The organism is Streptomyces sp. NRRL S-337 (assembly GCF_000720175.1).
Classification (GTDB): Bacteria; Actinomycetota; Actinomycetes; order Streptomycetales; family Streptomycetaceae; genus Streptomyces; species Streptomyces siderophoricus.
This window is the reverse complement of sequence record NZ_JOIX01000014.1, coordinates 84986-107330: the sequence shown is the minus strand read 5'-3', so window position 1 is coordinate 107330 and position 22345 is coordinate 84986. Positions and strand designations below refer to the sequence as shown.

The 22345-nt window shown below is 72.9% G+C and carries 19 protein-coding genes; 10 read left to right on the top strand and 9 right to left on the bottom strand.

Annotated elements, in window-relative coordinates:
• Positions 1-134 precede the first annotated feature (134 nt).
• Both IG62_RS0113060 and IG62_RS0113055 read left to right on the top strand, forming a co-directional pair.
• Positions 135-2879, top strand: a complete 2745-nt coding sequence (locus tag IG62_RS0113060) for a SpoIIE family protein phosphatase (RefSeq protein WP_030801307.1) — start codon at positions 135-137, stop codon at positions 2877-2879.
• A 223-nt stretch (positions 2880-3102) separates the two neighbouring features.
• Positions 3103-3366 (top strand): hypothetical protein, encoded by a 264-nt coding sequence (locus tag IG62_RS0113055; protein WP_030411767.1) that lies wholly within the window; start codon positions 3103-3105, stop codon positions 3364-3366.
• Between the two features lie 82 nt (positions 3367-3448).
• Here IG62_RS0113055 and IG62_RS0113050 read toward each other — a convergent pair whose 3' ends face one another.
• Complete coding sequence (locus IG62_RS0113050; RefSeq protein WP_030801305.1) at positions 3449-3934, bottom strand: MarR family winged helix-turn-helix transcriptional regulator; 486 nt, start codon at positions 3932-3934, stop codon at positions 3449-3451.
• A 52-nt stretch (positions 3935-3986) separates the two neighbouring features.
• On the opposite strand from IG62_RS0113050, the gene IG62_RS0113045 reads away from it, so the two are divergent.
• From IG62_RS0113045 to IG62_RS0113030, 3 genes are all read left to right on the top strand, one after another.
• The gene (locus tag IG62_RS0113045) at positions 3987-4706 is read left to right on the top strand and encodes a TIGR03086 family metal-binding protein (RefSeq protein WP_078871973.1); all 720 of its coding nucleotides are present in this window, start codon (positions 3987-3989) and stop codon (positions 4704-4706) included.
• A gap of 109 nt (positions 4707-4815) precedes the next feature.
• Positions 4816-5898, top strand: coding sequence for an isopenicillin N synthase family dioxygenase (locus tag IG62_RS0113040; protein WP_051798018.1), 1083 nt, complete (start codon positions 4816-4818; stop codon positions 5896-5898).
• Between the two features lie 560 nt (positions 5899-6458).
• Positions 6459-7697, top strand: a complete 1239-nt coding sequence (locus IG62_RS0113030; protein ID WP_030801299.1) for a cytochrome P450 — start codon at positions 6459-6461, stop codon at positions 7695-7697.
• Between the two features lie 74 nt (positions 7698-7771).
• Here the strand turns inward: IG62_RS0113030 and IG62_RS0113025 are convergent, their stop codons facing one another.
• The 7 genes from IG62_RS0113025 to IG62_RS0112995 form a co-directional block, all read right to left on the bottom strand.
• Entirely contained in the window at positions 7772-8164 is a 393-nt protein-coding gene (locus IG62_RS0113025; protein WP_030801297.1) for a DUF6578 domain-containing protein, read from the bottom strand.
• Entirely contained in the window at positions 8161-9420 is a 1260-nt protein-coding gene (locus tag IG62_RS0113020; RefSeq protein WP_051798014.1) for an MFS transporter, read from the bottom strand. Before IG62_RS0113020 ends, IG62_RS0113025 begins: the two co-directional genes overlap by 4 nt.
• A 105-nt stretch (positions 9421-9525) precedes the next feature.
• On the bottom strand, positions 9526-11331 hold the full coding sequence (locus tag IG62_RS0113015) for a M4 family metallopeptidase (protein WP_030801292.1): 1806 nt from the start codon (positions 11329-11331) through the stop codon (positions 9526-9528).
• Positions 11332-11721: 390 nt separating this feature from the next.
• Positions 11722-12021, bottom strand: coding sequence for a hypothetical protein (locus IG62_RS0113010; RefSeq protein WP_030801290.1), 300 nt, complete (start codon positions 12019-12021; stop codon positions 11722-11724).
• Positions 12022-12235: 214 nt separating this feature from the next.
• Entirely contained in the window at positions 12236-12421 is a 186-nt protein-coding gene (locus IG62_RS41795) for a hypothetical protein (RefSeq protein WP_234326463.1), read from the bottom strand.
• A gap of 134 nt (positions 12422-12555) precedes the next feature.
• Entirely contained in the window at positions 12556-13674 is a 1119-nt protein-coding gene (locus IG62_RS0113000) for a PP2C family protein-serine/threonine phosphatase (RefSeq protein ID WP_078871972.1), read from the bottom strand.
• A gap of 20 nt (positions 13675-13694) precedes the next feature.
• Positions 13695-14408 carry a flavodoxin family protein gene (locus tag IG62_RS0112995; RefSeq protein WP_030801283.1) on the bottom strand — a complete coding sequence of 238 codons (714 nt, stop codon included), beginning with the start codon at positions 14406-14408 and terminating at the stop codon, positions 13695-13697.
• Positions 14409-15231: 823 nt separating this feature from the next.
• On the opposite strand from IG62_RS0112995, the gene IG62_RS0112990 reads away from it, so the two are divergent.
• The 5 genes from IG62_RS0112990 to IG62_RS0112970 all read left to right on the top strand — a co-directional run bounded on the left by IG62_RS0112990 (position 15232) and on the right by IG62_RS0112970 (position 21377).
• Entirely contained in the window at positions 15232-16137 is a 906-nt protein-coding gene (locus tag IG62_RS0112990; RefSeq protein WP_030801280.1) for a DMT family transporter, read from the top strand.
• 13 nt (positions 16138-16150) lie between these two features.
• Positions 16151-16495, top strand: a complete 345-nt coding sequence (locus tag IG62_RS0112985) for a PASTA domain-containing protein (protein WP_037838266.1) — start codon at positions 16151-16153, stop codon at positions 16493-16495.
• Between the two features lie 142 nt (positions 16496-16637).
• Positions 16638-17189 (top strand): MarR family winged helix-turn-helix transcriptional regulator, encoded by a 552-nt coding sequence (locus tag IG62_RS0112980; protein ID WP_030801275.1) that lies wholly within the window; start codon positions 16638-16640, stop codon positions 17187-17189.
• A complete protein-coding gene (locus IG62_RS0112975; protein ID WP_030801273.1) occupies positions 17186-19780 on the top strand; it encodes an MFS transporter in 2595 nt (864 codons plus the stop codon). Before IG62_RS0112980 ends, IG62_RS0112975 begins: the two co-directional genes overlap by 4 nt.
• 136 nt (positions 19781-19916) lie before the next feature.
• Complete coding sequence (locus IG62_RS0112970) at positions 19917-21377, top strand: SDR family NAD(P)-dependent oxidoreductase (RefSeq protein ID WP_030801270.1); 1461 nt, start codon at positions 19917-19919, stop codon at positions 21375-21377.
• On the opposite strand, the gene IG62_RS0112965 is transcribed toward IG62_RS0112970, so the two are convergent.
• On the bottom strand, positions 21356-22321 hold the full coding sequence (locus IG62_RS0112965; RefSeq protein ID WP_051798012.1) for a LysR family transcriptional regulator: 966 nt from the start codon (positions 22319-22321) through the stop codon (positions 21356-21358). The genes IG62_RS0112970 and IG62_RS0112965 overlap by 22 nt on opposite strands.
• Positions 22322-22345: the final 24 nt, after the last annotated feature.

Sequence of the window (22345 nt, the reverse complement as noted above, 5' to 3'; positions counted from 1 at the left end):
GCCCGGACCCGGATCACGGGACGATCTGCGGACAGACCATGAGGCTCTGTCGCGCGCCGCGGGGCCGGCCGGCGGCGGCTGCGCTCCGCAACGCGCGGCTCGCCCACCGTATGCGGGAGGTGTAGAAAGAGGACATGGCCGGACGCTACGGCCGCCCGCGTTCGGTTCTCAGGATGCGAACTGTCGCAGGCCAGGTCTTTCTCCTGCAGGTGGCGATCGTGGTCCTGCTCGTCGCCGCCGCCATGGCCGCCCTCGTGCTGCAGTCCCGGACCGACTCCGAACGTGAGGCCCGCAACCGATCGGTCGCGGTCGCCCGCACCTTCGCGAGCGCACCGGGCCTGGAGGCCGCACTCAAGACCCCGGACCCGACCGCCGTGCTCCAGCCGCGGGCCGAGGCCGCCCGCAAGCTCTCCGGCGTCGACTTCATCGTCGTGATGAACACCGACGGCATCCGCTACACCCACCCGATCACCAACCGGATCGGCAAGAAGTTCGTCGGCACGCTGCAGCCGGCACTGGCCGGCGGGATCGTCAGCGAACGGATCACCGGCACCATCGGGCCGCTCGTCCAGGCCGTCGTCCCCGTCTTCGGCCGCGACGGCAAGGTCGTCGGGCTGGTCTCGGCCGGCATCACCATCAGGAAGGTGAGCGGCGTGGTCGACCAGCAGTTCCCGCTGCTGTTCGGCGCCGCGGCGGGGGTGCTGCTCCTGACCACCGGCGGCACCGCCCTGGTCAGCAGGCGACTGCGCCGTCAGACGCACGGCCTCGGCCCCGCCGAGATGACCCGGATGTACGAGCACCACGACGCGGTGCTGCACGCCGTACGGGAAGGCGTGATCATCGTCGGGGCCGACGGGCGGCTGCTGCTCGCCAACGACGAGGCCCGGCGGCTGCTCGGTCTGGCGGCGGACGTCGAAGGACGCCCGGTCGCCGATCTGGGACTCGACCCGGACACCGCCCGGCTGTTGTCCTCCGGCCGGACCGTCACCGACGAGGTCCACCCGGTCGGCGACCGCCTGCTGGCCGTCAACCAGCGCTCCACCGCACAGGCCGGCGGCCCGCCCGGCAGCGTCACCACGCTCCGCGACACCACCGAGCTCCGGGCGCTCACCGGCCGCGCCGAGTCCGCCCGGGGCCGCCTCAAGCTGCTCTACGACGCCGGGACGGAGATCGGCACCACGCTCGACGTGGTGCGCACCTGCGAGGAACTGGCGGAGTTCGCCGCGGCCCGGTTCGCCGACATCGTCACCGTCGACCTGGCCGAGGACGTGCTGACCGGCGACGAACCCACGGACACCGCCGGCACCGGCACGGAGATGCGGCGCACCGCCGTCAGCGGCGCACCGCCGGACAGCGGTCTGTACCCCGTCGGCCACCTGGTCCGCTTCGACCCGTCCACCTCGGTGGGCTCCGGCATCGACCGAGGCGAGCCGGTCCTCGAACCGGACCTGACCGCGTTCCGGGGCTGGCACCTGCAGAATCCCCAGCGCGCCCGGAGGATCGTCGCGCACGGCATCCACTCGATGATCGCCGTCCCGCTGCGGGCCCGCGGCGTCATCCTGGGCGTGGTCCTCTTCTGGCGCTCCCAGGAACCGGGGCCCTTCGAGGAGGAGGAGCTCTCGCTCGCCGAGGAGCTGGTCGCGCGGGCCGCGGTGAGCATCGACAACGCCCGCCGCTACACCCGCGAGCACACCATGGCGATCACCCTCCAGCGCAGTCTGCTGCCGCGCGCACTGCCCGAGCAGAACGCCGTCGAGGCCGCCTACCGCTATCTGCCGGCGCAGGCCGGCCGCGGCGGGCTCGGCGGCGTCGGCGGCGACTGGTTCGACATCATCCCGCTGCCCGGCGCACGGGTCGCGCTGGTCGTCGGCGACGTCGTCGGCCACGGCCTGCACGCCGCCGCCACGATGGGCCGGCTGCGGACCGCCGTGCACAACTTCGCCAACCTCGACCTGCCGCCCGACGAGATCCTCTGGCACCTCGACGAACTGGTCACCCGCATCGACCAGGACGAGGGCGCGGAGGAGGCCGGCGGCTCGATCACCGGCGCCACCTGTCTGTACGCCATCTACGACCCGGCGTCCGGGACCTGCACCATGGCCCGCGCCGGGCACGTCCAGCCGATGCTGCTGCGGCCCGACGGCACCGTCGAGACCGCCGAGGTGCCGGGCGGCCCGCCGCTGGGCCTCGGGGGCCTGCCGTTCGAGACCTGGCAGCACCAACTGCCGGAGGGCAGCCGGCTGGTGCTGTTCACCGACGGGCTCGTCGAGGACCGCGACCGGGACATCGACGAGGGCACCGCGCTGCTCGCCCGTACCCTCGCCGACCGGCCCGGGCGGACCCCCGAGGAGACCTGCGAGGCCGCGCTCGGCGCGCTGCTGCCGGAGAGCCCGAGCGATGACATCGCGCTGCTCGTCGCCCGCACCCGGGTGCTGGACGCCGCGCACATCGCCGACTGGGACGTCCCGCCCGACCCTTCCGCGGTGGCCCAGGTCCGGGCCGCTGCGGTGCGCAAGCTGATCGAATGGGGCCTGGCCGCCGAGGCGTTCACCACCGAGCTGATCCTGAGCGAACTGGTCACCAACTCCATCCGCTACGCCTCCGGCCCGATCGGCGTGCGCCTGATCCGTGACACCTCCCTGATCTGCGAGGTCTCCGACCGCAGCAGCACCTCACCGCACCTGCGCCAGGCCGCCACCACGGACGAGGGCGGCCGGGGGCTCTTCCTGGTCGCCCAGCTGGCCGAGCGGTGGGGGACCCGCTACACCGCGGGCGGCAAGGTCATCTGGACCGAGCAGGCGCTGGGCGACGGCGCTCCGTTCGCCGGGGCGGACGATCTGCTCGCGGGGACCCTCGACGGCGACGAGCCCGGCGTGTGACAGGGCTCGGCCCGGGAGACCACGACCGGCGCTCCCGGTCTCCGGCTCACCGGCTGCTACGGCCTCCCGTCCGGCCGCCGGCCTCGGCGGATCCGCGAAACGCGAAGACGGCGGTGGATTACTCCGACTCGCCCAATTAACGATGAGTCAGGTTTTAGGAGGTTCTGTGAAGGTGATCCCTGAAAAGGTCGATATACCTCTTTGATCCTCCTGAGGAGCAGACATGCGCATTCGCGCCGCGATCGCCGCTAGCGCCCTGGCCACCAGCATCGTCATGGGCGGTGCGAGCGCCGCCATGGCTTCCGGCAAGGACCACGGCTACAAGCACCACCACAAGCGCCACCACCACTACAACCACCACCGCGGCCACGGCAACTACGGTGGCTGCTGGCTGAACGCGGGCGTCAGCGACTACTTCGGCCCGTACTTCAGCGAGGGCTGCCAGCACGGCGGTTACGGCTGGGGCGGCGACGGCGACTGGAAGTGATTCCAGCAGCTTCCGGCCGGTGCCGGCCCCGGCGACCACGGGTCGCGGGAGCCGGCACCGGCTTTTGTCTGTTCGCGCGCCCCTAGGGCCGCTTGCGGGGCGGTCGCAGCTCGGGCAGCGCCGACAAGGTCTGCAGCGCGCGGAGGAAGGCGGCGCGGTCCGCGGCCGGCAGCCGGGCCAGCAGCCGTTCCTCGTTCTCCTGGATCGCCGACCGGGTGGCGTCGCGCACCCGCCGCCCCTCGGGGGTGAGCGACAGCAGCCGTACCCGGCGGTCCCCGGGGTCGGGCTGACGGCGGATCAGTTCCCGGGCCTCCAGGTCGTCGAGGACGGCGATGATGCGGGTCTTGTCCGCGCGAATCGCCTCGGCGAGCGCGGCCTGGGTGCGGATCGGCGTCTCGTCCAGGTGCAGCAGGACCGAGTAGCCCCACATGGTCAGACCGTGCGCGTCGAGGGCCGGCTGCTCGGCGGCCATCAGGGCGCGGCCCAACGGCACCATCATCGCCGCCAGATCGGGGCGGTCCGCCCGTTCCCCGGAGGGGGTGCCGTGGTCGGCCGGTTTCTCGGTCATGGCACGAAAATACCCGTTGACAAATTCATATGCGGAAGCAGATCGTAAGCGCATGCCTATCAATAACCGAGCAGCTGACGGCGCGCTCACGGACTCCCACTCCGCGGACGCCCACCCCACGGACGCCCGCGGCGCGGACTTCGTCCGGCTCAAGCGGCTGCACGCGCGAGCGGTCCGGGACAGCGTGGCGCTCGTCCGGCGGATCCGCCCCGACGACCTCACCCGGCCGACCCCGTGCGCCGCATGGACGCTGGCCGATCTGCTCGCCCATATGACCGTCCAGCACCACGGGTTCGCCGCGGCCGCGCGCGGGGACGGCCGCGACCCCGCGCACTGGGCGGTCCGCCCGCTCGGGCCGGAACCGGTCGCGGCGTACGGCTCGGCGGCGGAACGGGTCATCGCCGCCTTCGCCGCCGTCGACACCCCCGACCGCGAGTGCCACCTCCCCGAATTCAGCGCCGTGCGGACCTTCCCCGCGCGCCGGGTGATCGGCTTCCACCTCATCGACTACGTCGTCCACAGCTGGGACGTCGCCCGCACCCTGGGTCTCGGTTACGACCCCGGCCCCGAGCTCCTCGGAGCCGCCCTGCCGATCGCCCGTGCCGTCCCGGACGACGACTCCCGGCTCGCCCCCGGCAGTGCCTTCCGGCCCGGCCTCCCCGTCGACGACACCGCGGGCGAACTGGACCGCATCCTGGCGCTGCTCGGCCGCTCCACGTCCTGGCGCGCCCCCGGTTACCCCGCCGGCCCGACGGCTCCCCGCGACGTGTAGCGGCCGGTTCCGGCGGAGACAGGCCGTTCCGTTTTCCGCAGAATGGTGAACCAGGGGAACCGGCGTGGCCGTGTCTCGCGCCCCCACCGCGACGAAAGGGCGTCCCACGATGGGCAGCAGCGACGGGCGGACCGGCGACCGGGCTGTCCCGGACGGGGTGCTCGACGTGCCCGTCATCGACATCTCCGGCTGGGAGAACGGCACCGAGGCCGCCCGTACGGCCCTCGCCACCGCGGTCGACAGGGCGGCGCGCACCGTCGGCTTCCTGCAGATCCGCGGCCACGGCATCCCGGAGGATGCCGCCGGAGCCTTCGCCGACGCCCTGGACGCCTTCTTCGCACTGCCCATGGAGGAGAAGAAGCGACTACGGGCGCCGTCCCCCGACATCAACCGCGGCTACACCCCGCCGCGCACCGAGAAACTCAGCCTGAGCCTCGGCGTTCCCGCGGCCGCCGAGGACCTCTTCGAGGCGTTCAACGTCGGCTCCGAGGCCTCCTCGTTCCCCGGGTCGGACCTCCCCGCAGCGCACTACCCGGCCAACGTCTGGCCGTCGCTGCCGGGCTTCCGGCAGGCCGTCGAGGAGTGGTGCCGCCAGGCCGGCGGGCTGGCCCGGCGGATGAACGGGATCTTCGCGCACGCACTGGGCCTGCCGGAGGGTTACTTCGCCCCGTTCACCGACCACTCCCTCGACGTGCTGCGCATGAACCACTATCCGCTCCCGGACCACGCACTCACCGTCGACCGCGACCGGATGGGGATGGGTGCGCACACCGACTACGGCATCGTCACCGTGCTGTGGGCCGGCCGCGTCCCCGGGCTGCAGATCCTCGACGGGGACGGCGGCTGGCACGACGTCCTGCCGGAGCCCGGGTGCCTGCTGGTCAACCTCGGTGACCTGCTGGCCCGTTGGACGAACGACCGCTGGCGGTCCACGATGCACCGGGTGCTGCCGCCCACCGACGAGCGGGGGCGGGGCGTCCGGCGCCGCTCCGCCGCGTACTTCCACGACGGCAACTGGGACGCGGAGATCAGCGCGCTGCCCGGCTGTGTCCCACCCGGCGCCGCACCGCGCTACCCGCCCACCACGGTCGGCCGGCACCTGGCCGAGAAACTGGCGGGCTCCCGGGCCGGCCGCCGCAACGAGAACTCACCCCGCGAGGCCGCCCGCCTGCGGGCCGCCAGGAGTGACTGAGCCCTTGACCTGAGCCGGCGGAGATCGCCTCAACTCCTGTCATCTGCATGTGAGTTGACGCATCGCCGACGGGCGGCCGTGACCAGACCCGCGGTCGCGAGCACGGCCAGGCCGGCAACGGTACCCAGGCCCATGAACACCAGCGGCTTGCTGCCGGCCGCCGCGCCGGCGGGCCTCCCGGGCGGCCCGGCGGGGGACCGCTGGCCTGCCGCGGCCGGTGCGGCGACGGCGTACAACAGCGCGACGAGCGTGGCCGCCACGGCGAACCCGCGGCGGAGACGGCGGCGTGGAGGCGGTGGGTCGGACGCGGACATAGCGGGTCTCACCCCTGTCTGGGACGGTCGCGCTCCGGTCCCGGAGCGGTCGTGCGGCTCTCAGCGTCGACGCCCGGGGCGGGCGGGGCGTGCCGTGCGGGGCAGCGGAGTGACGGCGGCCGACCGTCCGGGTGAAGAGGGCGCCCCGTATGTGTGGACCGGCGGCCAACGATGCGCCCCCGGCGCACCCGCACACCACCCACGCACCCTCGACGACCCCGCGCCCCGGCCCTAGCGTCCGGCGGCGTGACCACCCTTCCTCCGCCGCCCGACATCCTGTCCCCGGAGTTCGCCGCGGCCCCCTACCCCGCGTACGGGGTCCTGCGCGAGCACTACCCGCTGTTCCACGACAAGGGCACCGACAGCTACCTCCTCTCCCGCTACGAAGACGTCCAACGCGCCTTCCGGGAGCCGGTGTTCACCACTGACAACTACGCCTGGCAGATCGAGCCGGCCCACGGCGGCCGCACCCTGCCCCAGATGAACGGCCGGGAGCACGCGGTGCGCCGCGCCCTGGTGGCGCCCGCCTTCCGCGGCCGCGAACTGCAGGAGACGTTCCTGCCGGTGATCGAGCGCAACGCCCGCGAGCTGATCGACACCTTCCGGGACTCCGAGGAGACCGATCTGGTGGCGCGGTTCGCGACCCGCTTCCCGATCAACGTGATCGTCGACATGCTCGGACTGGACCGGGCCGACCACGACCGCTTCCACGGCTGGTACACCGCGGTGGTGGCTTTCATCGCCAACCTCGCCCAGGACCCCGGGGTTGCCGCCGCCGGACGGCGTGCGGGCGAGGAACTCGCCGGTTACCTCCTGCCGGTCATCCGGGAACGCCGCGCGGCCCCTGGCGCCGATCTGCTCTCCCGGCTCTGCACCGCCGAGGTCGACGGCGTCCGGATGACCGACCAGGACATCGTCGCGTTCGTCAGCCTGCTGCTGGCCGCGGGCGGGGAGACCACCGACAAGGCCATATCGCTGATCTTCCGCAATCTGCTCGCCCGCCCCGAGCAGTTCGCCGCGGTGCGCGCCGACCGGTCGCTGATCCCCGCCGCGTTCGCCGAGACGCTGCGGTACACCCCGCCGGTCCAGATGATCATGCGCCAGCCCGCCGCGGAGGTGACCGTCAGCGGCGGCACGATCCCCGCCGGCGCCACGGTCACCTGCCTGATCGGCGCCGCCAATCGCGACCCGGACCACTACGACCGGCCCGACGAGTTCGACATCTTCCGTCCCGACCTCAGCCCGGCCGGAGCCTTCACCGCGGCCGCCCAGCACATCGCGTTCGGCCTCGGCCGGCACTTCTGCGTGGGGGCCCTGCTGGCCCGGGCCGAGGTGGAGACCGGCGTCAACCAACTCCTCGACGCGTTCCCCGACATGGCCTTCGCGGACGGGGCGCCGCCGGCCGACACGGGCGTCTTCACCCGCGGCCCCAGCCACCTGCGGTTACGGCTCGGGCGGGGCGAAGGGGGGCGGAAGACGGCCTGAGAACGAACCGGACCCGTGACTGACCCAGACCCGTGACCGCCCCGGGCCCGTGACCGTCGGGGCCCGGCCGTGCCTCACCGCGGTGGGGCGGCGACATCGACGAGGAAGCCCACGAAGTCGAGGCCGTCGCGGCCGGACGTCCACCGTGGGGCCGAGGACAGGGCGGTGAGCGTGCCGCTGCCCGGCACCGGGCCGCGGGTGTGGCCGGGCTCGCCGGGCAGCGCGGCGAAGCGGCAGTGCACGGCGTGGATGCCGGTGACGGTGCCGCGGACCGGTGCCGGCTGCTCGGGGCGACCGCCGTGGTGCTCCTCGACGCCGTCGACCGTGGCCGCGGTCCTGGCTCCGAGCACCTTGGTCAGCCACTCCCGATCCGGGTCGACGACCGTCCAGGACACCTCCGACCCGATGGTGAAGGGCTCACCGCAGCACCCCATCTGCCAACTGTCCATCCACACCCTGGTGTTCATGCCTGCCGATTGTGCCGTCCCTGGTTCTGCCGCGCGGCCACGGGGCGTTCGTCGTCGTCGACGGCCGGCGGGTGGCGCAGCACGTACAGGCCGACGGTCACCGCGAGCACGATGACGCAGCCGGCGAAGGTGAGGCCGGCGCCGCGCAGTCCCAGTTCCATGGTGAGCGCGCCGACCCCGACGACCGGCAGCGAGATGCCGAAGTAGGCGACGAGGAAGAACGCCGAGATGGTGCCGCCGCGGTGCGCGGCGGGCGCCGCCCGGCTCACGGCGGTCAGCCCGGCGCGGAAGGCCAGGCCCTGGCCGGTGCCGCCGCACAGGGCGCCGAGGACCAGCACCGGCAGTGAGGTGACGGCCAGTGAGGTGGCCACCAGTGCCAGACCGATGACGAGCACCAGGCAGCCGCCCGGCAGCGCCTTGCGCACCCCGATCCGCCCGGCGAGCGACTGGCCGGCGGTCGAACCGAGGAACACGGAGAACACGATCGCCCCGGCGACGGCCAGGTTCGTCACGCCCAGCGTCTGCCCGACGAAGCTCGGTGCGACGGCGGTGAACAGGCCCAGCAGCGCGAAGCCGGCGAACGCGGCGACGGCCGAGGGCGTGAACACGCCCCGTACCTCCGGCGGCAGGTGGAGGCGCTGGGGGCGCAGACGGTGCGGCCGGTGCGGATCGCGGACGGTCTCCGGCAGCAGCCAGGTCGCCACGGCAGCCACCGCCACCAGCACCAGGTGCACCGCGAACGGCAGGATCAGCGGCCAGGGCGCGTACTGGGCGAGCAGCCCGGACAGCAGCGGGCCGCAGCCGAGCCCGCCCATGTTCGCGGCGGTCGCGGCGAATCCGGCATGGGCCTCCTGGCCCGGCTTCGCCAGCTCCAGTACGGCCGCGGTGGCGGCACCGCTGAACAGCCCGGCGGCGAACCCGGAGAGCACCCGGCCCAGGAACAGCAGCGGCAGCCCGCCCTCGAAGATGAAGCAGAGCGCGCTGGCCGCGGAGAGCGCCAGGGCGCAGAACAGCACCGGGCGCCGGCCCACGTCGTCGGAGACGTTGCCGGCGAGCAGCAGCACGGTGATCACACCGAGGGCGTACACGGCGAAGACCACGGTCACCATGAGTTCGGAGAACCCGATCTCCTGGCGGTAGAGCCCGTACAGCGGGGTGGGGAGGGTGGTTCCGGCCATGCCGATGGCGAACACGCCCGCCGCCACGGCATATCCGGGACGCCGGCCGGTTGCTGCTGCCTCGCGATCGCTGATCATGGCCCCAACGTAGGCTCCGGCCGGCCGGGGCGTCGAGGGTCGCGGCACGGAACGGCACGGTGCCCCCGCCGGCCGGCGGGGGCACCGTGGGACGACAGGCCGGGCTCAGTGCTTGGCCGACGGGGCGTTGGCCGCCGTCACGTTCACCGCCGACCAGGCCTTGTTCACCGTCTTGTACTCGGTGCTGGTGGCGCCGTAGAGGTCCTTCGCCGCGTGCAGCGTCGCGGTCCGGGCGTCGTGGAAGTCGGTCGTGGAGACCATGTACCGGGTGAGTGCCCGGTAGAAGATGGCGAGCGCCTTGGTGCGGCCGATCCCGGTCACCCGCGAGCCGTCGCGGGTGGGGGAGTCGTAGGCGACGCCGCCGATCGTCTTCTTGCCGCTGCCCTCGGCGAGCAGGTAGAAGGCGTGCGAGGAGACGCCGGAGCCGGCGTGCACCTCGGTGTCGTAGGACGCCTTCGACCAGTAGTCGACGGTGCCCTCCAGCTTGTCGAGCGACGGCTTGTCCAGGCGGCGCAGGAACTTCTGCTCAAGGCCCAGCTTCTCGCCCATCAGGTAGTTCGGCGGGTTCTTCGGGTTGTTGGTGGCAAACTCCACCGCGCTGCCGAAGATGTCCGCCAGCGACTCGTTGAGTGAGCCCGGTTCGCCGAACTGGTTGCCCTCCTCGTCGACGCGGGTGGGCTGGAGGTTGGCGGTGGCGTCGACCACGCCGTGGGTCAGCTCGTGGCCGGTGACGTCCAGGACGACCAGCGGCTTGGCGAACGTCTTGCCGTCCCCGTCGCCGTAGAGCATGCAGCCGCAGTCCGACGACCAGAAGGCGTTGCCCACGTTCTTGCCGAAGTGCACCAGGGCGTGCGCGCCGCGGCCGTCGTTCTTGATGCCCTTGCGCCCGAAGGTCTTCTTGTAGAAGTCCAGGGTGCTGGTGATGCCGTACTGGGCGTCCACGGCGGCGGTGGCCCGGTCGCTCGTGGTGCCGTTGCCCCAGCGGTTGGTGGCGGAGGTGAACGCCTTGCCGCCGGAGAACTTCTCCAGCTCCTTGTCACCGGCGTCGCGGGTCTCGGTGTTGCCGCGCGTCGAGTCCTTGAGGGTGAAGGACTTCTTGGCGGTCCGCGTGGTGGACAGCGGCACGCTGCCGACGAAGAAGGACGCGCCGGTGCCCTTGGCGGCGGCCGGGTAGCCGGCGGTGGTGGCCGCCTGGCCGGTGACCGGCGCGGCGGGCGAGAACTGCCGGGTCGCGGGGTTGAGCCGCTCGCCCCGCTCGCGCAGCTTCGCCTGGACGGCCGGCGACAGGAACGAGTCGTTGGCGGGGGTGTTGCTCAGCACCGCACCGGTGGCCGCGTCGAGGACGACCGTACGGGCGCCGCCGGCCTCGTCGGTACGGCTGTCCGCCACCTCGACCTGGTAGGCCAGGGTGAGCCGGTCGTCGCGGGCGTCCACGACGAGTTCGGCCGTACCGGCCTCGCCCTTGGCCACCTTGGCGGCCTTCGCCTCGGCCTGACCGGCCGAGAGCTTCGGGTCGGTGTCGGAGAGGTCGACCTGGTGCCGGTAGGCCCGGGTCACGCCCTCGTACGCCGAGTGGGCGCTGAGGTGGACGACGAGGTCGCCGCCGAGGACGGGCAGTCCGCGGTGGGTGCGGACGAAGCGGACGTGCTGCCGGCCGTCCGGGTCGACCATCGTGTCGACGGCCTTGAGGGTGTCCTTCTTGCCGACTCCGGTGGCCGAGCCGTGCGCGACCGCGGCGGCGCGGGCGGCTTCGACGATCTTGTCGGCGGAGGGGGCCGAGGAGGTGGCGGCGGCCGGAGCGGCCGAGTGGTGCGCGGTGGCGGCGCCCGCCACCCCGGCCGTCAGGGTCGCGGCCGTCGTCACCGCGACCGCGATGGCCAGACGGTGGCTGCGTATGTGGGGTCTACGCACAGATGTGGGTCCTTAGCGCTGCGGGGGCGGTGGTCACGCCAACCGCCCGTACACACGGTGCCGTTGGGCACCGCGGGGGCCGGTCGGCCCCGCGCAAACCCTGGTCTGCCTGGCATGAGCATGTAAAGCCATATGCTCGGTATGCGAGATTCGTGGTGAAAATTTGACAATTGATCACCTTTGGGTGATGGCAAGGTGACCAACGGTGCCTGTGTTGTCAGGGGAGACTTGATGGGGCCGGAATTGGTTGCTCCGTCGGCGCAGCAAAAAGTCCACGACCCGTCAGGTCGTGGACTCGCAAGGCCGGGACGCGGGCCCGGACTTCAGCGGAGGATTCCGGCACTCACGGACGATCCGGGCGCCCGCTGCCCGCTGCGGCGCGGCTGCCTGTTACTGCTCCTGCCGGTGGAACAGCTCGTCGAGGGTCGCCTCGGCCCGCTCCCCACCGCGGACCGCCTCCACCACGGCCTGGTGGAAGCTGCGGCTGGCCGCTTCGGAATCGCAGGGCACGGGACTGCCGGCCATCGTGTACCAGTCCGAGGACCCGGTGTACTGCACAGCTACGTGCGCCAGATTCTCCGACCAGGTCGTGTGGATGGTCAGATCGCCGTTCATCACGCCGATCTCCTCCGCGCGCACCGCGCCGGGGAGTGCGTGGATCCCGACAGTGGTCCAAGATGCCCAGGTCATGATGTTCCCCTCGGCGGCAAGGGCACCGGCCGGCGGCCGGGCGCGGTGTCTTTCAGTTTCGCACCTGCCGTCCGGCGGCGCACCGCATGCGGGGGCCCGGATTCCGCCACCGGCCCTCGACGCCCTGTGACCGCCCGCTCACGCCGTGACGGCAGGCGCGACCCATGGCGGACGGCTGTGCACCGGTGCGGTCCCCGGCGCCGCAGGGCGGGACTCAATCGATGACCGTATGGAAGAACGTGACCCCGGCGCCGAACGCCGCTCCGCCGACCAGGGTGGCGGACGCCAGGGTTCCGCCGTTGACACAGGTGAGCACACCGGCGCCGAGGGCGGTGAGGGCGCCTAGGAGGAAGATGACGGCGGCGCGCTGGCTCAGCAGGGCTGATCTGTTCTCGGACACATCAACTCCGATCTGCGCGGGAGCGGAGGACCGCTCGGGGCGGATGCTGATGCTCTGATCGATCTTCTCACCTCCCGCCCCGAATCCCCGGTAGCACACGCTGTCGGCGCAGGTCGGCCACTCGAACCGGGCAGTCAGTCGGCCGCCGGCCGGCGGGTGACCGCGAGCACCGCCATGTCGTCGTCGCGCGGCCCGCCGGTCCACCGCTCGACCTCCCGCACCAGGACGTCGATCACTTCCTGCGGGCCGCCGAACGGGCCGCGGCCCGCCAGCTGCGCCGCCGGGTCGTAGAACCGCCCGCCGCGGTCCCGGGCCTCGGTCACCCCGTCGGTGACCAGCAGCACGGTGCTGTCCACCGGGAACGGCACGTCGACCGGCTCCGGCCGGGCCACCGCCAGCTCGCCCAAACCCAGCGGCAGCCCCGGTTCACCGGTCGCAAGCGCCCGCACCTCACCGTTCCGGCACAGATACGGCGCCGGATGGCCGCAGTTCAGCAGCCGCAACTCACCACTGCCCGGCCCAACTTCCCCCAGCAGGGCGGTGATGAAGCCCTCCAGACGGCTCTCCTGGGAGAGTTGCTCGCCCGCGCGCAGCAGCGACCGCTCCAGCCGCTCGGCCAGCCCGGTCAGCTCCGGCTCCTGCTCCGCCGCCTCCCGGAACGCGCCCAGCAGCACCGACACCGCGCTCACCGCGCCCAGCCCCTTGCCCCGCACGTCGGCGATCAGCAGCCGCACCCCGTACGGCGTCCGCTGCACGGCATAGGCGTCACCGCCGATCCGGGCCTCGCTCTGGGCGGCCTGGTAGCGGGCCGCGACGGCCAGCGGCCCGATCCGCTCCGGCGGGGCCGGCAGCACGGCGAGCTGCGCCGCCTCCGCCACCATCCGCACCACGTCCAGATGACGGCCGTGCCGGGCGATCACCCGGTTCACCCCGATGCCCATCAGCGCGGCGAACAAGGTGTTGGCCAGCTCCAGATGACCCACCGCGTCACCGGCGGTGCCGTCCTTCACCGTCAGCGCGAACACCCCGAGCACCAGCACCAGCCCGACCACGACGGTGTGCCGCAGCGTCAGCAGCGCACCCGCCGTCACACTGGCCGCGGTCAGCATCGGATCACCCCAGTAGTCCTGCGGGGACAGCGCGTCCCAGAGGAGACCGCCGGCCACCAGGACGGCCGGAGCGAGTCGCACGTAACGGGGCCAGCGCACGGCCGGCGGCCGGAGCGCGGGCGCGGACGCGTGCGGATCGGCCACCGCCGAACCGGCGCGGGTGCTCAGCGGTGCTCCGGATTGGCCTGGTCCGCGCGGCAGCCGGCGTCCCACTCGGTGCGCTGGTTGCCGTGCGCCGGGATGCCGCCCGCCCGCTTGAGCATCGCCGCGACATGCATCAGGTTCCAGCTCATGAAGGCGGTGTTGCGGTTGGTGAAGTCGTTCTCCGGCCCGCCCGAGCCCGGATCGAGGTACGACGGCCCGGGCCCGGCCTCACCGATCCAGCCGGCGTCGGCCTGCGGCGGGACGGTGTAGCCCAGGTGCTGCAGGCTGTAGAGGACGTTCATGGCGCAGTGCTTGATGCCGTCCTCGTTGCCGGTGATCAGGCAGCCGCCCGCCCGGCCGTAATAGGCGTACTGGCCACGGTCGTTGAGCACGCTGGAACAGGCGTAGAGCCGCTCGATGACCTGCTTCATCACCGAGCTGTTGTCACCGAGCCAGATCGGCCCGCACAGCACCAGGATGTCCGCGGCCAGCACCTTGCGGTACAGCTCCGGCCAGGCGTCGGACGCCCAGCCGTGCTCCGTCATGTCCGGCCACACCCCGGTCGCGATGTCCTCGTCGACGGCCCGGAGCACCTCCGTCGTGACCCCGTTGCCCTCCATGACGGCCCGGCTCCGCTCGACCAGGCCCTCGGTGTTGCTGATCTCCGGCGAGCGCTTGAGGGTGCAGTTGATGAAGAGGGCGCTCAGGTCGTCGTAGCGGTACGCGGGGGCCATCGGAACTCCTTGCACGGGCGGCTGCGCCTTCGGGGTGTCTCCCCGAGCCTTCAACCCGGCCGTGCCCCCGGCCACCCCGGACGGCCCGAACGTGTGTCACCCCTTCGCGACGAGCCCGGCGCCCGGGCGGCGTCGGCCCGGACCTGCCACGCCCGGGCTCCGAGCGCGGCGACCGCGGTCGCGTCGTACGGCGCCGGGCAGCCCGTGGTGGCCAGCGCGTCGCGTCCCGTTGCGCGGCGATGAACTCCTTGACGGCACCGGGGTGTTGACCGGCGAAGGCGTCCCGCACGGTCACGCCGTGGAGGGTGGAGCTGGTGGACGCCCTGCTCCGGGTCGATGCCGGCCCGCTGCAACGCCCGTACCAGCGTCCCGTCGGAGGCCGAGCCGACGCTGCTGCAGACGCTCTCGCCGCGCAGGTCCGACAGCGAGCGCAGCGCCGAACCGGGCTTGGCGGCGATGGTGTTGGGCGCTCCGCGCAGGTTTTGTCGACGCAGAGCGTGCAGCCGTCGGTGCACTGGGACCCGTCGTTGCACTTGGATCGTCGATGGTCACGGGCACGTCGGCCCGTTGCGACGTCAGAGGCATGGCGGTCTCCAGGAAGCGGGGCAGCGGGGCAGGCCCGGGGAGGCTGGGGGATCGGGAGGCGGGAGCGGGGCGCGGACCGCGTGGGGGAGCGGCCCGGCGAGCGGCCGGGGCGCTCGGCGGGTATGCACCGCGGTGCCGCCGGCCGGACCACCCGGCCCCCGTGTCGGCAGGCCGGCCGCGCCGCCTCCGGTTAGCGTCGAGCTCCAAGGCTCCGCCGCCGCGCCCGGGAGGTTGCCGCATGGCCACATGGCCGGCCGTGCTCTTCGCCCTGCTCGCCGCGGCCAGCAACGCGCTGGCCACGGTGTTGCAGCGGCGTGCGGCCCGCACCGTCCCGCTGGCCCGCGGCCTGCGCGTGGGCCTGCTCGTCGACCTGCTGCACCGGGCCGCCTGGCTCGGCGGCATGCTCGCCGTCATCGCCGCGGCCTGCTTCCAGGCGCTGGCGCTCTCCCAGGGCGCGCTGTCCGTGGTCCAGCCGATCTTCGTCCTCGAACTCCCGCTGGCCCTGCTCATCGGCCGGCTGCTGCTCGGCGGGCGGATCTCCCGCGGCGGCTGGACCGGCGTGGCGCTGATCGTCGTCGGCCTCGGCTCCGCGCTGGCCGCCGCCGCCCCCACCATCGGCACCGACCACGCCCCGCTCAGCCGCTGGGTACTCGCCCTGGCGGTGTGTGCCGCGGTGGTCGGGTCCGCGGTCGGAGCCGCGCTGCGCCGCGGGGCCGGCGGCGTACGGGCGGCCTGCTTCGCCGCCGCCGCGGCCGTCTCCTACGCCCTGACCGCGGCCCTGATGAAGGACGCCACGCACGCCTGGCAGACCGGCGGCCCGGCCACCTTCTTCGCCTCCTGGCAGACGTACGGGTTCGCGGTCGTCGGCGTGCTGGCCCTCTTCCTCTTCGAGAACGCCATGCAGTCCGGACCGCTGACCGCCTCCCAGCCGGTGCTCACCCTCGGCGATGCGCTGGTGAGCCTGTCGCTGGGCGTCACCCTCTTCGACGAACGGGTCCGCACCGGCTGGTGGCTGATCCCCGAATGCGCCGGCATCGCCCTGGTCCTGTGGGGCGCCCTTTATCTCTCCCGCGTCGCACTGACCAGAGACGTGGTCACCGGCCAGGACACCCCTTCGGCGGTAAGTGACCGGCCCGCCCGCTGATCGTTCACCGGAGATGAACCACACCCACCACACCAGCACCGCCAGAACCGTCCTCGCCACGGCTACCGCCGCCACGGCCCTCGCCGTCTCCCTGCTCGGCCCTGCCGCACCGGCCCGCGCCGACGGCCGTCCGATGCCCGACGTGACGGGCAAGAACCTGGTCGCCGCCTACGGGGAGCTCAACTACAACACCACCGTCCGGTTCCGGGACGGCCGCGGAGCCGGCCGCCTCGTGCTCTGGCCGGCCTCGTGGAAGGTCTGCGGTCAGGACCCGGCACCGGGCACGCCGATGGACGACCGGAAGATCACGCTCACCGTGGTCAAGGCCACCGAGGAGTGCGCGGCACCCACAGCGTGAGGACCACCCCGGCGCGGCCGCCCCGGAATGCCTCCGTCCCCGGGCGCGCAGCACCCTCTCCAGGGCGCTAAGCTTGCTAGGTACAAGCAATCTATTCGCCGGATCGAGCCGGATCGATGCTTCACCGCTAAGGATCAACACGATGAGTAAGGGTCTCGTGCCGGGATGTGACCGGGCGGCCCCGCGGATCACCGTCGAGTCGGCGCTGGAAGAGGCGGCGGCCGGGCTGGGAACGGAGATCGTCCGTTTCTCCCGGCTGCTCGCGGCCTGGAAGCAGCGGGCCAAGACCGACGGCGGCGCCGCGGACCGGGTGCTGCTGGCCCGGCTGGTGGTCGGCGGCGACATGCGGGCGACCGACCTGGCCGCCGACGCGTTCCTGGACCTGTCGACGGTCAGCCGCCAGGTGCGTTCGCTGGTCGAGCGAGGGCTGGTCGCCCGCCGTCCCGACCCCGAGGACCGCCGCGGGTCACTGCTGGCCGCGACCGACGCCGGACGGGCCGCGTTCGAGAACTACCGGCGTCAGCGCGACGCCGAACTGGCCGCGCTCCTCGCACCGTGGTCGCCCCAGGACCGGGCCGACCTCATCCGGCTGCTGGGCCGGCTCAACGAGGACATGGCGACACGACAACACACACGGCTGGGTCCCGGGGGAGACCAGGGTGCCGCCGTGGAGCAGGGAGAGATACGTACATGAGCACCACCTCCCCGCCCGAGGCGGGAGCCAAGGCGATACCCGGGTCCGGAGTACTGACCCACCGTCAGATCCTCACCATCCTCAGCGGCCTGATGCTCGGCATGTTCCTCGCCGCGCTCGACCAGACCATCGTCAGCACGTCCATCCGGACCATCGCCGACGACCTGCACGGCCTCAGCCAGCAGGCCTGGGCGACCACCGCCTACCTGATCACCTCGACGATCGCCACCCCGCTGTACGGCAAGCTGTCCGACCTGCACGGCCGCAAGCCCTACTACCTCACCGCCATCAGCATCTTCGTCATCGGCTCGGTGCTGTGCACCTTCTCCACCTCGATGACCGAACTCGCCGCGTTCCGCGCGGTGCAGGGGCTCGGCGCCGGCGGTCTGATGTCGCTGGCGCTGGCGATCATCGGTGACATCGTCCCGCCCCGCGAACGCGCCCGCTACCAGGGCTACATGCTCGGCACCTTCGCCACCTCCAGCGTCGCCGGACCGCTGATCGGCGGCGCGCTGGCCGGCCAGGACCAGCTGCTGGGCGTCACCGGCTGGCGCTGGGTCTTCCTGGTCAACGTGCCGATCGGCATCATCGCGCTGTTCGTCGTCGCCAAGGTCCTCAACATCCCGCACACCCGGCGCGACCACCGCATCGACTGGTGGGGCGCGCTCACCATCTCCGTCGGCGTCGTCCCGCTGCTGCTCGTCGCCGAGCAGGGCCGGGAGTGGGGCTGGGACTCGTCCCGGTCGATCGCCTGTTACGTCATCGGCGCGGTCGGCATCCTCGCCTGGATCTTCGTGGAGCGGTGGATCGGCGAGGACGCGCTGATCCCGATGCGGCTGTTCCGCAACGGCACCTTCAGCAAGACCAGCCTGATGTCCGTGCTGATCGGCATGGGCATGTTCGGCGGGATGCTGATGATCCCGCAGTACCTCCAGATCGTGAAGGGCGCCAGCCCCACCAAGTCCGGCCTGGAGATGCTGCCGCTGATGGCGGGCATGTTCATCGCCTCCATCGCGTCCGGCCAGATCACCGCCAAGACCGGCCGCTACAAGGTCTTCCCGATCGTCGGCACCGCGCTGATGATCGCGGCGATGCTGCTCTTCCACTACCGCGTCCAGTGGGACACCCCGCTGGGGGAGACCATGGCCTACATGCTCGTCTTCGGCCTCGGCCTGGGCGGATGCATGCAGACCCTGGTGCTCGCGGTGCAGAACGCCGTCCCGCCCAAGGACATGGGCGTGGCGACCGCGTCGTCCACCTTCTTCCGGCAGATGGGCGCCACCGCCGGTACCGCGATCTTCCTGTCGGTGCTGTTCAGCACCGTCGGCGACAAGATCGCCTCGGCCTTCCGGGACGCGGCGGGCACCAAGCGCTTCCAGGCCGCCCTGCACGACCCCGCCGTCCTGCACGACCCGGCCAACAAGCCGGTGCTGGACATGCTCAAGCACCCGGGCAACGGCAACTCCTCGGGCGTGCTCAGCGATTCGTCGTTCATCCAGCAGCTCGACCCGCGGCTCGCCGAGCCGTTCAAGCGCGGCTTCGCCGACTCGATGCACACCGTGTTCCTCATGGGCGCGGTCGTCGTGGCGCTGGCGTTCCTGCTGATGTGGTTCATCAAGGAGGTGCCGCTGCGGCAGATCTCCGGGCTGCAGGCGCGGGCCCAGGCGGAGGCCGAGGCCAACGGCGAGGCCCCGCCCGCCGCGGAAGCCGCCGAGGCCCCGGCCGAACCGGCGGAACCGGCGGAACCGGCCGCACCCGCCGCCCCGGCCGGTGACGCCGTACCGGTGCCGGCGCACACCCCGGCGACCGCCGCCGCCGACGCCACCGGGCCGGCCATCAGCGGCGCGGTCCGGGACGGCTCCGGGCAGCCGGTGACGGGCGCCGCGGTCACCCTGATCAGCGTCGGCGGCCGGCAGCTCGGACGTACCCGGACCACGGACGACGGCGGCTACGCGCTGCCCACCACGGGCGCCGGCACCTATGTGCTGATCGCCTCCGCCGGTGCCCGGCAGCCGCAGGCCGTGACCGTGGTGGTCGGCGACGGACCGCTCACCTACGACCTGGTGCTCAGCGGCGCCGCCGGGCTCGCCGGCGAGGTCCGCGAGGAGAAGGGTGACGAGCCGGTGCCCGGCGCGCTGGTCGTGGCAACCGACGTGCGCGGCGAGGTCGTGGCCTCCGGTGTGGCCGGCCAGGACGGCGGCTTCGCCTTCGGGGAACTGACCCCCGGCAGCTACACCCTGGCCGTCAGTGCCGAGCAGCACCGCCCCTCCGCCCTCCAGGTGGAGGTCACCGCCGGCACCCGCAACTGGTACGAGATCCGGCTGACGCTCGGCGCCCAGGTCCGCGGCACCGTCCGCACCGCCCAGGGAGCCCCGGTGGACGACGCCCGGGTGACCCTGCTCGACCCGGCGGGCAACGTGGTCGGCACCGCCACCAGCGGCCAGGACGGCGAGTACGTCTTCACCGACCTCGACAGCGGCGACTACACGCTGATCGCCAGCGGGTACCCGCCGGTCGCCACTCCGCTCCGGCTCGGGGCCGCCGGGCAGAGCGACTGCGACATCGAGCTGAGCCATGACGCGGTGAACTGACAGCTCGGTCGGCGGTGTGCGGGGCCCGGTGTGTGAGCGCACCGGGCCCCGCACCGGTTTGGCGGACCCGGCCCCGGCTACGTACAGTTCCGCCGGTACAGCAATCGAACACAGATCCAGGAAACGGCAGCGGCGAATGACGGTGACCGAAACAGGCCGGGCCGAGGGCACGGGCATCGACGCGGAGCGCATGGCCATCTGCCTGAGCGTGCTCCAAGAGCTGGACGCGCTGCCGATCGACCACCCCGACGCGGTGACCATACGCCGCGCCACCTCCGGCATTTACCGCAAGGTCAAGCAGCGCCGGCGGCAGGAGTCCCGGGCGGCGAAGACGGCCAACGACCGGGCGGTCACCGCGGCCACCGCCACCGGAGCACCCGACCGGATCGACGACGAGACCCAGGGCCTGGCCCTCACCAGCTCCGTCACCACGGAGATCGCCGGCATCCTGACGCGCCCGCGCTCCTGCTACGTCTGCAAGAGCCGCTACACCGAGGTCGACGCCTTCTACCACCAGCTGTGCCGCGACTGCGCCAAGGAGAACCGCGCCCGCCGCGACGCCCGCACCGACCTCAGCGGCCGGCGCGCCCTGCTCACCGGCGGCCGCGCCAAGATCGGCATGTACATCGCGCTGCGGCTGCTCCGCGACGGCGCGCACACCACGATCACCACCCGCTTCCCCCACGACGCGATCCGCCGCTTCACGGCCATGCCCGACAGCGCCGACTGGCTGCACCGGCTGAAGATCGTCGGCATCGACCTGCGCGACCCGGGGCAGGTCCTCGCGCTCGCCGACGCGGTCGCCGCCGAAGGCCCGCTCGACATCCTCATCAACAACGCCGCACAGACCGTGCGCCGCTCACCCGAGGCGTACGGACAGCTCCTCGCCGCCGAGTCCGCGCCGCTGCCCGCCGGCGAACTGCCCGCCTCCCTGGTCCTCGGCCACTTCGGCAGCGGCGCTCCCGCCGCACTGCCCGCCGCCCCGGGCGCCACCGGCGCACTGACCGCCGACGACGTCACCGCACTCGCCCTGACCACCGGCTCCGCCACCCCCGCCCGGATCGCCGCGGGCACCGCGATCGACGCCGGCGGGCTGGTGCCGGACCTGCACGCCACCAACAGCTGGATCCAGAAGGTCGACGAGGTCGACCCGGTCGAGCTGCTGGAGGTCCAGCTGTGCAACATGACCGCACCGTTCCTGCTGGTGAGCCGGCTGCGCCCGGCGCTCGCCGCATCCCCCGCGCGCCGCAAGTACGTGGTCAACGTGTCCGCCATGGAAGGGCAGTTCAGCCGCGGCTACAAGGGCCCCGGCCACCCGCACACCAACATGGCCAAGGCCGCGCTGAACATGCTCACCCGCACCAGCGCCCGGGAGATGCTGGAGACCGACGGCATCCTCATGACCGCCGTCGACACCGGCTGGATCACCGACGAACGCCCGCACCCCGAGAAGATGCGGCTGGCCGAGGAGGGCTTCCACGCCCCGCTCGACCTGGTCGACGGCGCGGCACGGGTCTACGACCCCATCGTCCGCGGCGAACAGGGCGAGGACCTGCACGGCTGCTTCCTCAAGGACTACGCGCCCAGCCCCTGGTGATCCCGGGCCGGCCCGGCCGGTGCCTCCTTCCCGCCCACCGGCACCGGCAGGGCGGTGTGCAGCCGGTCGAGCAGCGCCCTGGCCGCGGGCGTGACCGGGCCCGCCGTCCGCCAGGCCAGGGCGACCCGGCCGCGCGGCCGCGGATCGGTGAGGGCGAGGGTCCGCAGCCCGTGGTCCGCCGCGACGTCCGGCGGCAGCGCCGGGATCACCGCCACCCCGAGCCCCCGCGCGGCGAGCTGCGCCAGCACCGCCGGGGCCGCCGCCTCGAACGCGATCCGCGGCCGGATGCCGGCCTGCGCGCAGGCCCGCTCCAGCACCCCGCGCAGGCCGGTCCCGCGCGGCAGGCTGATCAGCGGACGCCCCTGGAGCTCGGCCAGCGGCACAGTGGCCCGGTCCGGCGGGGTGAGCAGCGGATCGTCCGGGGCGACCGCGGCGACCAGCGGCTGGTCGACCACCAGCCGCAGCGAGATGCCCGGCGGGGCCTCCTCCTGCGCCAGCCCGATGACCGCGAGGTCGAGCTCCCCGCCGTGCAGCGCGGCCAGCATCCGCTCCGAGGTGTCCTCGGTGAGGGAGATCTCCACCTGCGGATGGTCGTCGTGGAAAGCGGCCAGCAGGGCCGGCACCTCGAAGGCGTCGAGGGCGGCGCCCGAGACCAGGCCGAGCGCGACCCGGCCGCGCAGCAGCCCGGTGAACTCGTCGACGGTGTGCCGGATCCCGTCGACGGCGGCGAGCGCGGCGCGGGCGTACCCCAGGACCGCCGCGCCCACCTCCGTCACCGTCACCCGGCGGCCCGAACGGTCCAACAGCGGCTGCCCCAGCTCCCGTTCGAGCTGCCGGATCTGCGCGCTCACGCCCGGCTGGGCCAGGTGCAGCCGGGTGGCGGCCCGGGTGAAACCGCCCTCTTCCACGACCGCGACGAAGTACCGGAGCTGGTGGAGTTCCATGCCGGTGATCCTAACCAGCCCCAT

Coding starts and splice junctions, on each gene's coding strand:
- IG62_RS0113060 (WP_030801307.1), top strand. CDS start 135: ATGGCCGGACGCTACGGCCGCCCGCGTTCGGTTCTCAGGATGCGAACT.
- IG62_RS0112995 (WP_030801283.1), bottom strand. CDS start 14,408: ATGGCCCCCGCGTACCGCTACGACGACCTGAGCGCCCTCTTCATCAAC.
- IG62_RS0113020 (WP_051798014.1), bottom strand. CDS start 9,420: ATGATCAGCGATCGCGAGGCAGCAGCAACCGGCCGGCGTCCCGGATAT.
- IG62_RS0112970 (WP_030801270.1), top strand. CDS start 19,917: ATGACGGTGACCGAAACAGGCCGGGCCGAGGGCACGGGCATCGACGCG.
- IG62_RS0113025 (WP_030801297.1), bottom strand. CDS start 8,164: ATGAACACCAGGGTGTGGATGGACAGTTGGCAGATGGGGTGCTGCGGT.
- IG62_RS0113040 (WP_051798018.1), top strand. CDS start 4,816: ATGGGCAGCAGCGACGGGCGGACCGGCGACCGGGCTGTCCCGGACGGG.
- IG62_RS0113045 (WP_078871973.1), top strand. CDS start 3,987: ATGCCTATCAATAACCGAGCAGCTGACGGCGCGCTCACGGACTCCCAC.
- IG62_RS0112965 (WP_051798012.1), bottom strand. CDS start 22,321: ATGGAACTCCACCAGCTCCGGTACTTCGTCGCGGTCGTGGAAGAGGGC.
- IG62_RS0113055 (WP_030411767.1), top strand. CDS start 3,103: ATGCGCATTCGCGCCGCGATCGCCGCTAGCGCCCTGGCCACCAGCATC.
- IG62_RS0112980 (WP_030801275.1), top strand. CDS start 16,638: ATGAGTAAGGGTCTCGTGCCGGGATGTGACCGGGCGGCCCCGCGGATC.
- IG62_RS0112975 (WP_030801273.1), top strand. CDS start 17,186: ATGAGCACCACCTCCCCGCCCGAGGCGGGAGCCAAGGCGATACCCGGG.
- IG62_RS0113010 (WP_030801290.1), bottom strand. CDS start 12,021: ATGACCTGGGCATCTTGGACCACTGTCGGGATCCACGCACTCCCCGGC.
- IG62_RS0113050 (WP_030801305.1), bottom strand. CDS start 3,934: ATGACCGAGAAACCGGCCGACCACGGCACCCCCTCCGGGGAACGGGCG.
- IG62_RS0112985 (WP_037838266.1), top strand. CDS start 16,151: ATGAACCACACCCACCACACCAGCACCGCCAGAACCGTCCTCGCCACG.
- IG62_RS0112990 (WP_030801280.1), top strand. CDS start 15,232: ATGGCCACATGGCCGGCCGTGCTCTTCGCCCTGCTCGCCGCGGCCAGC.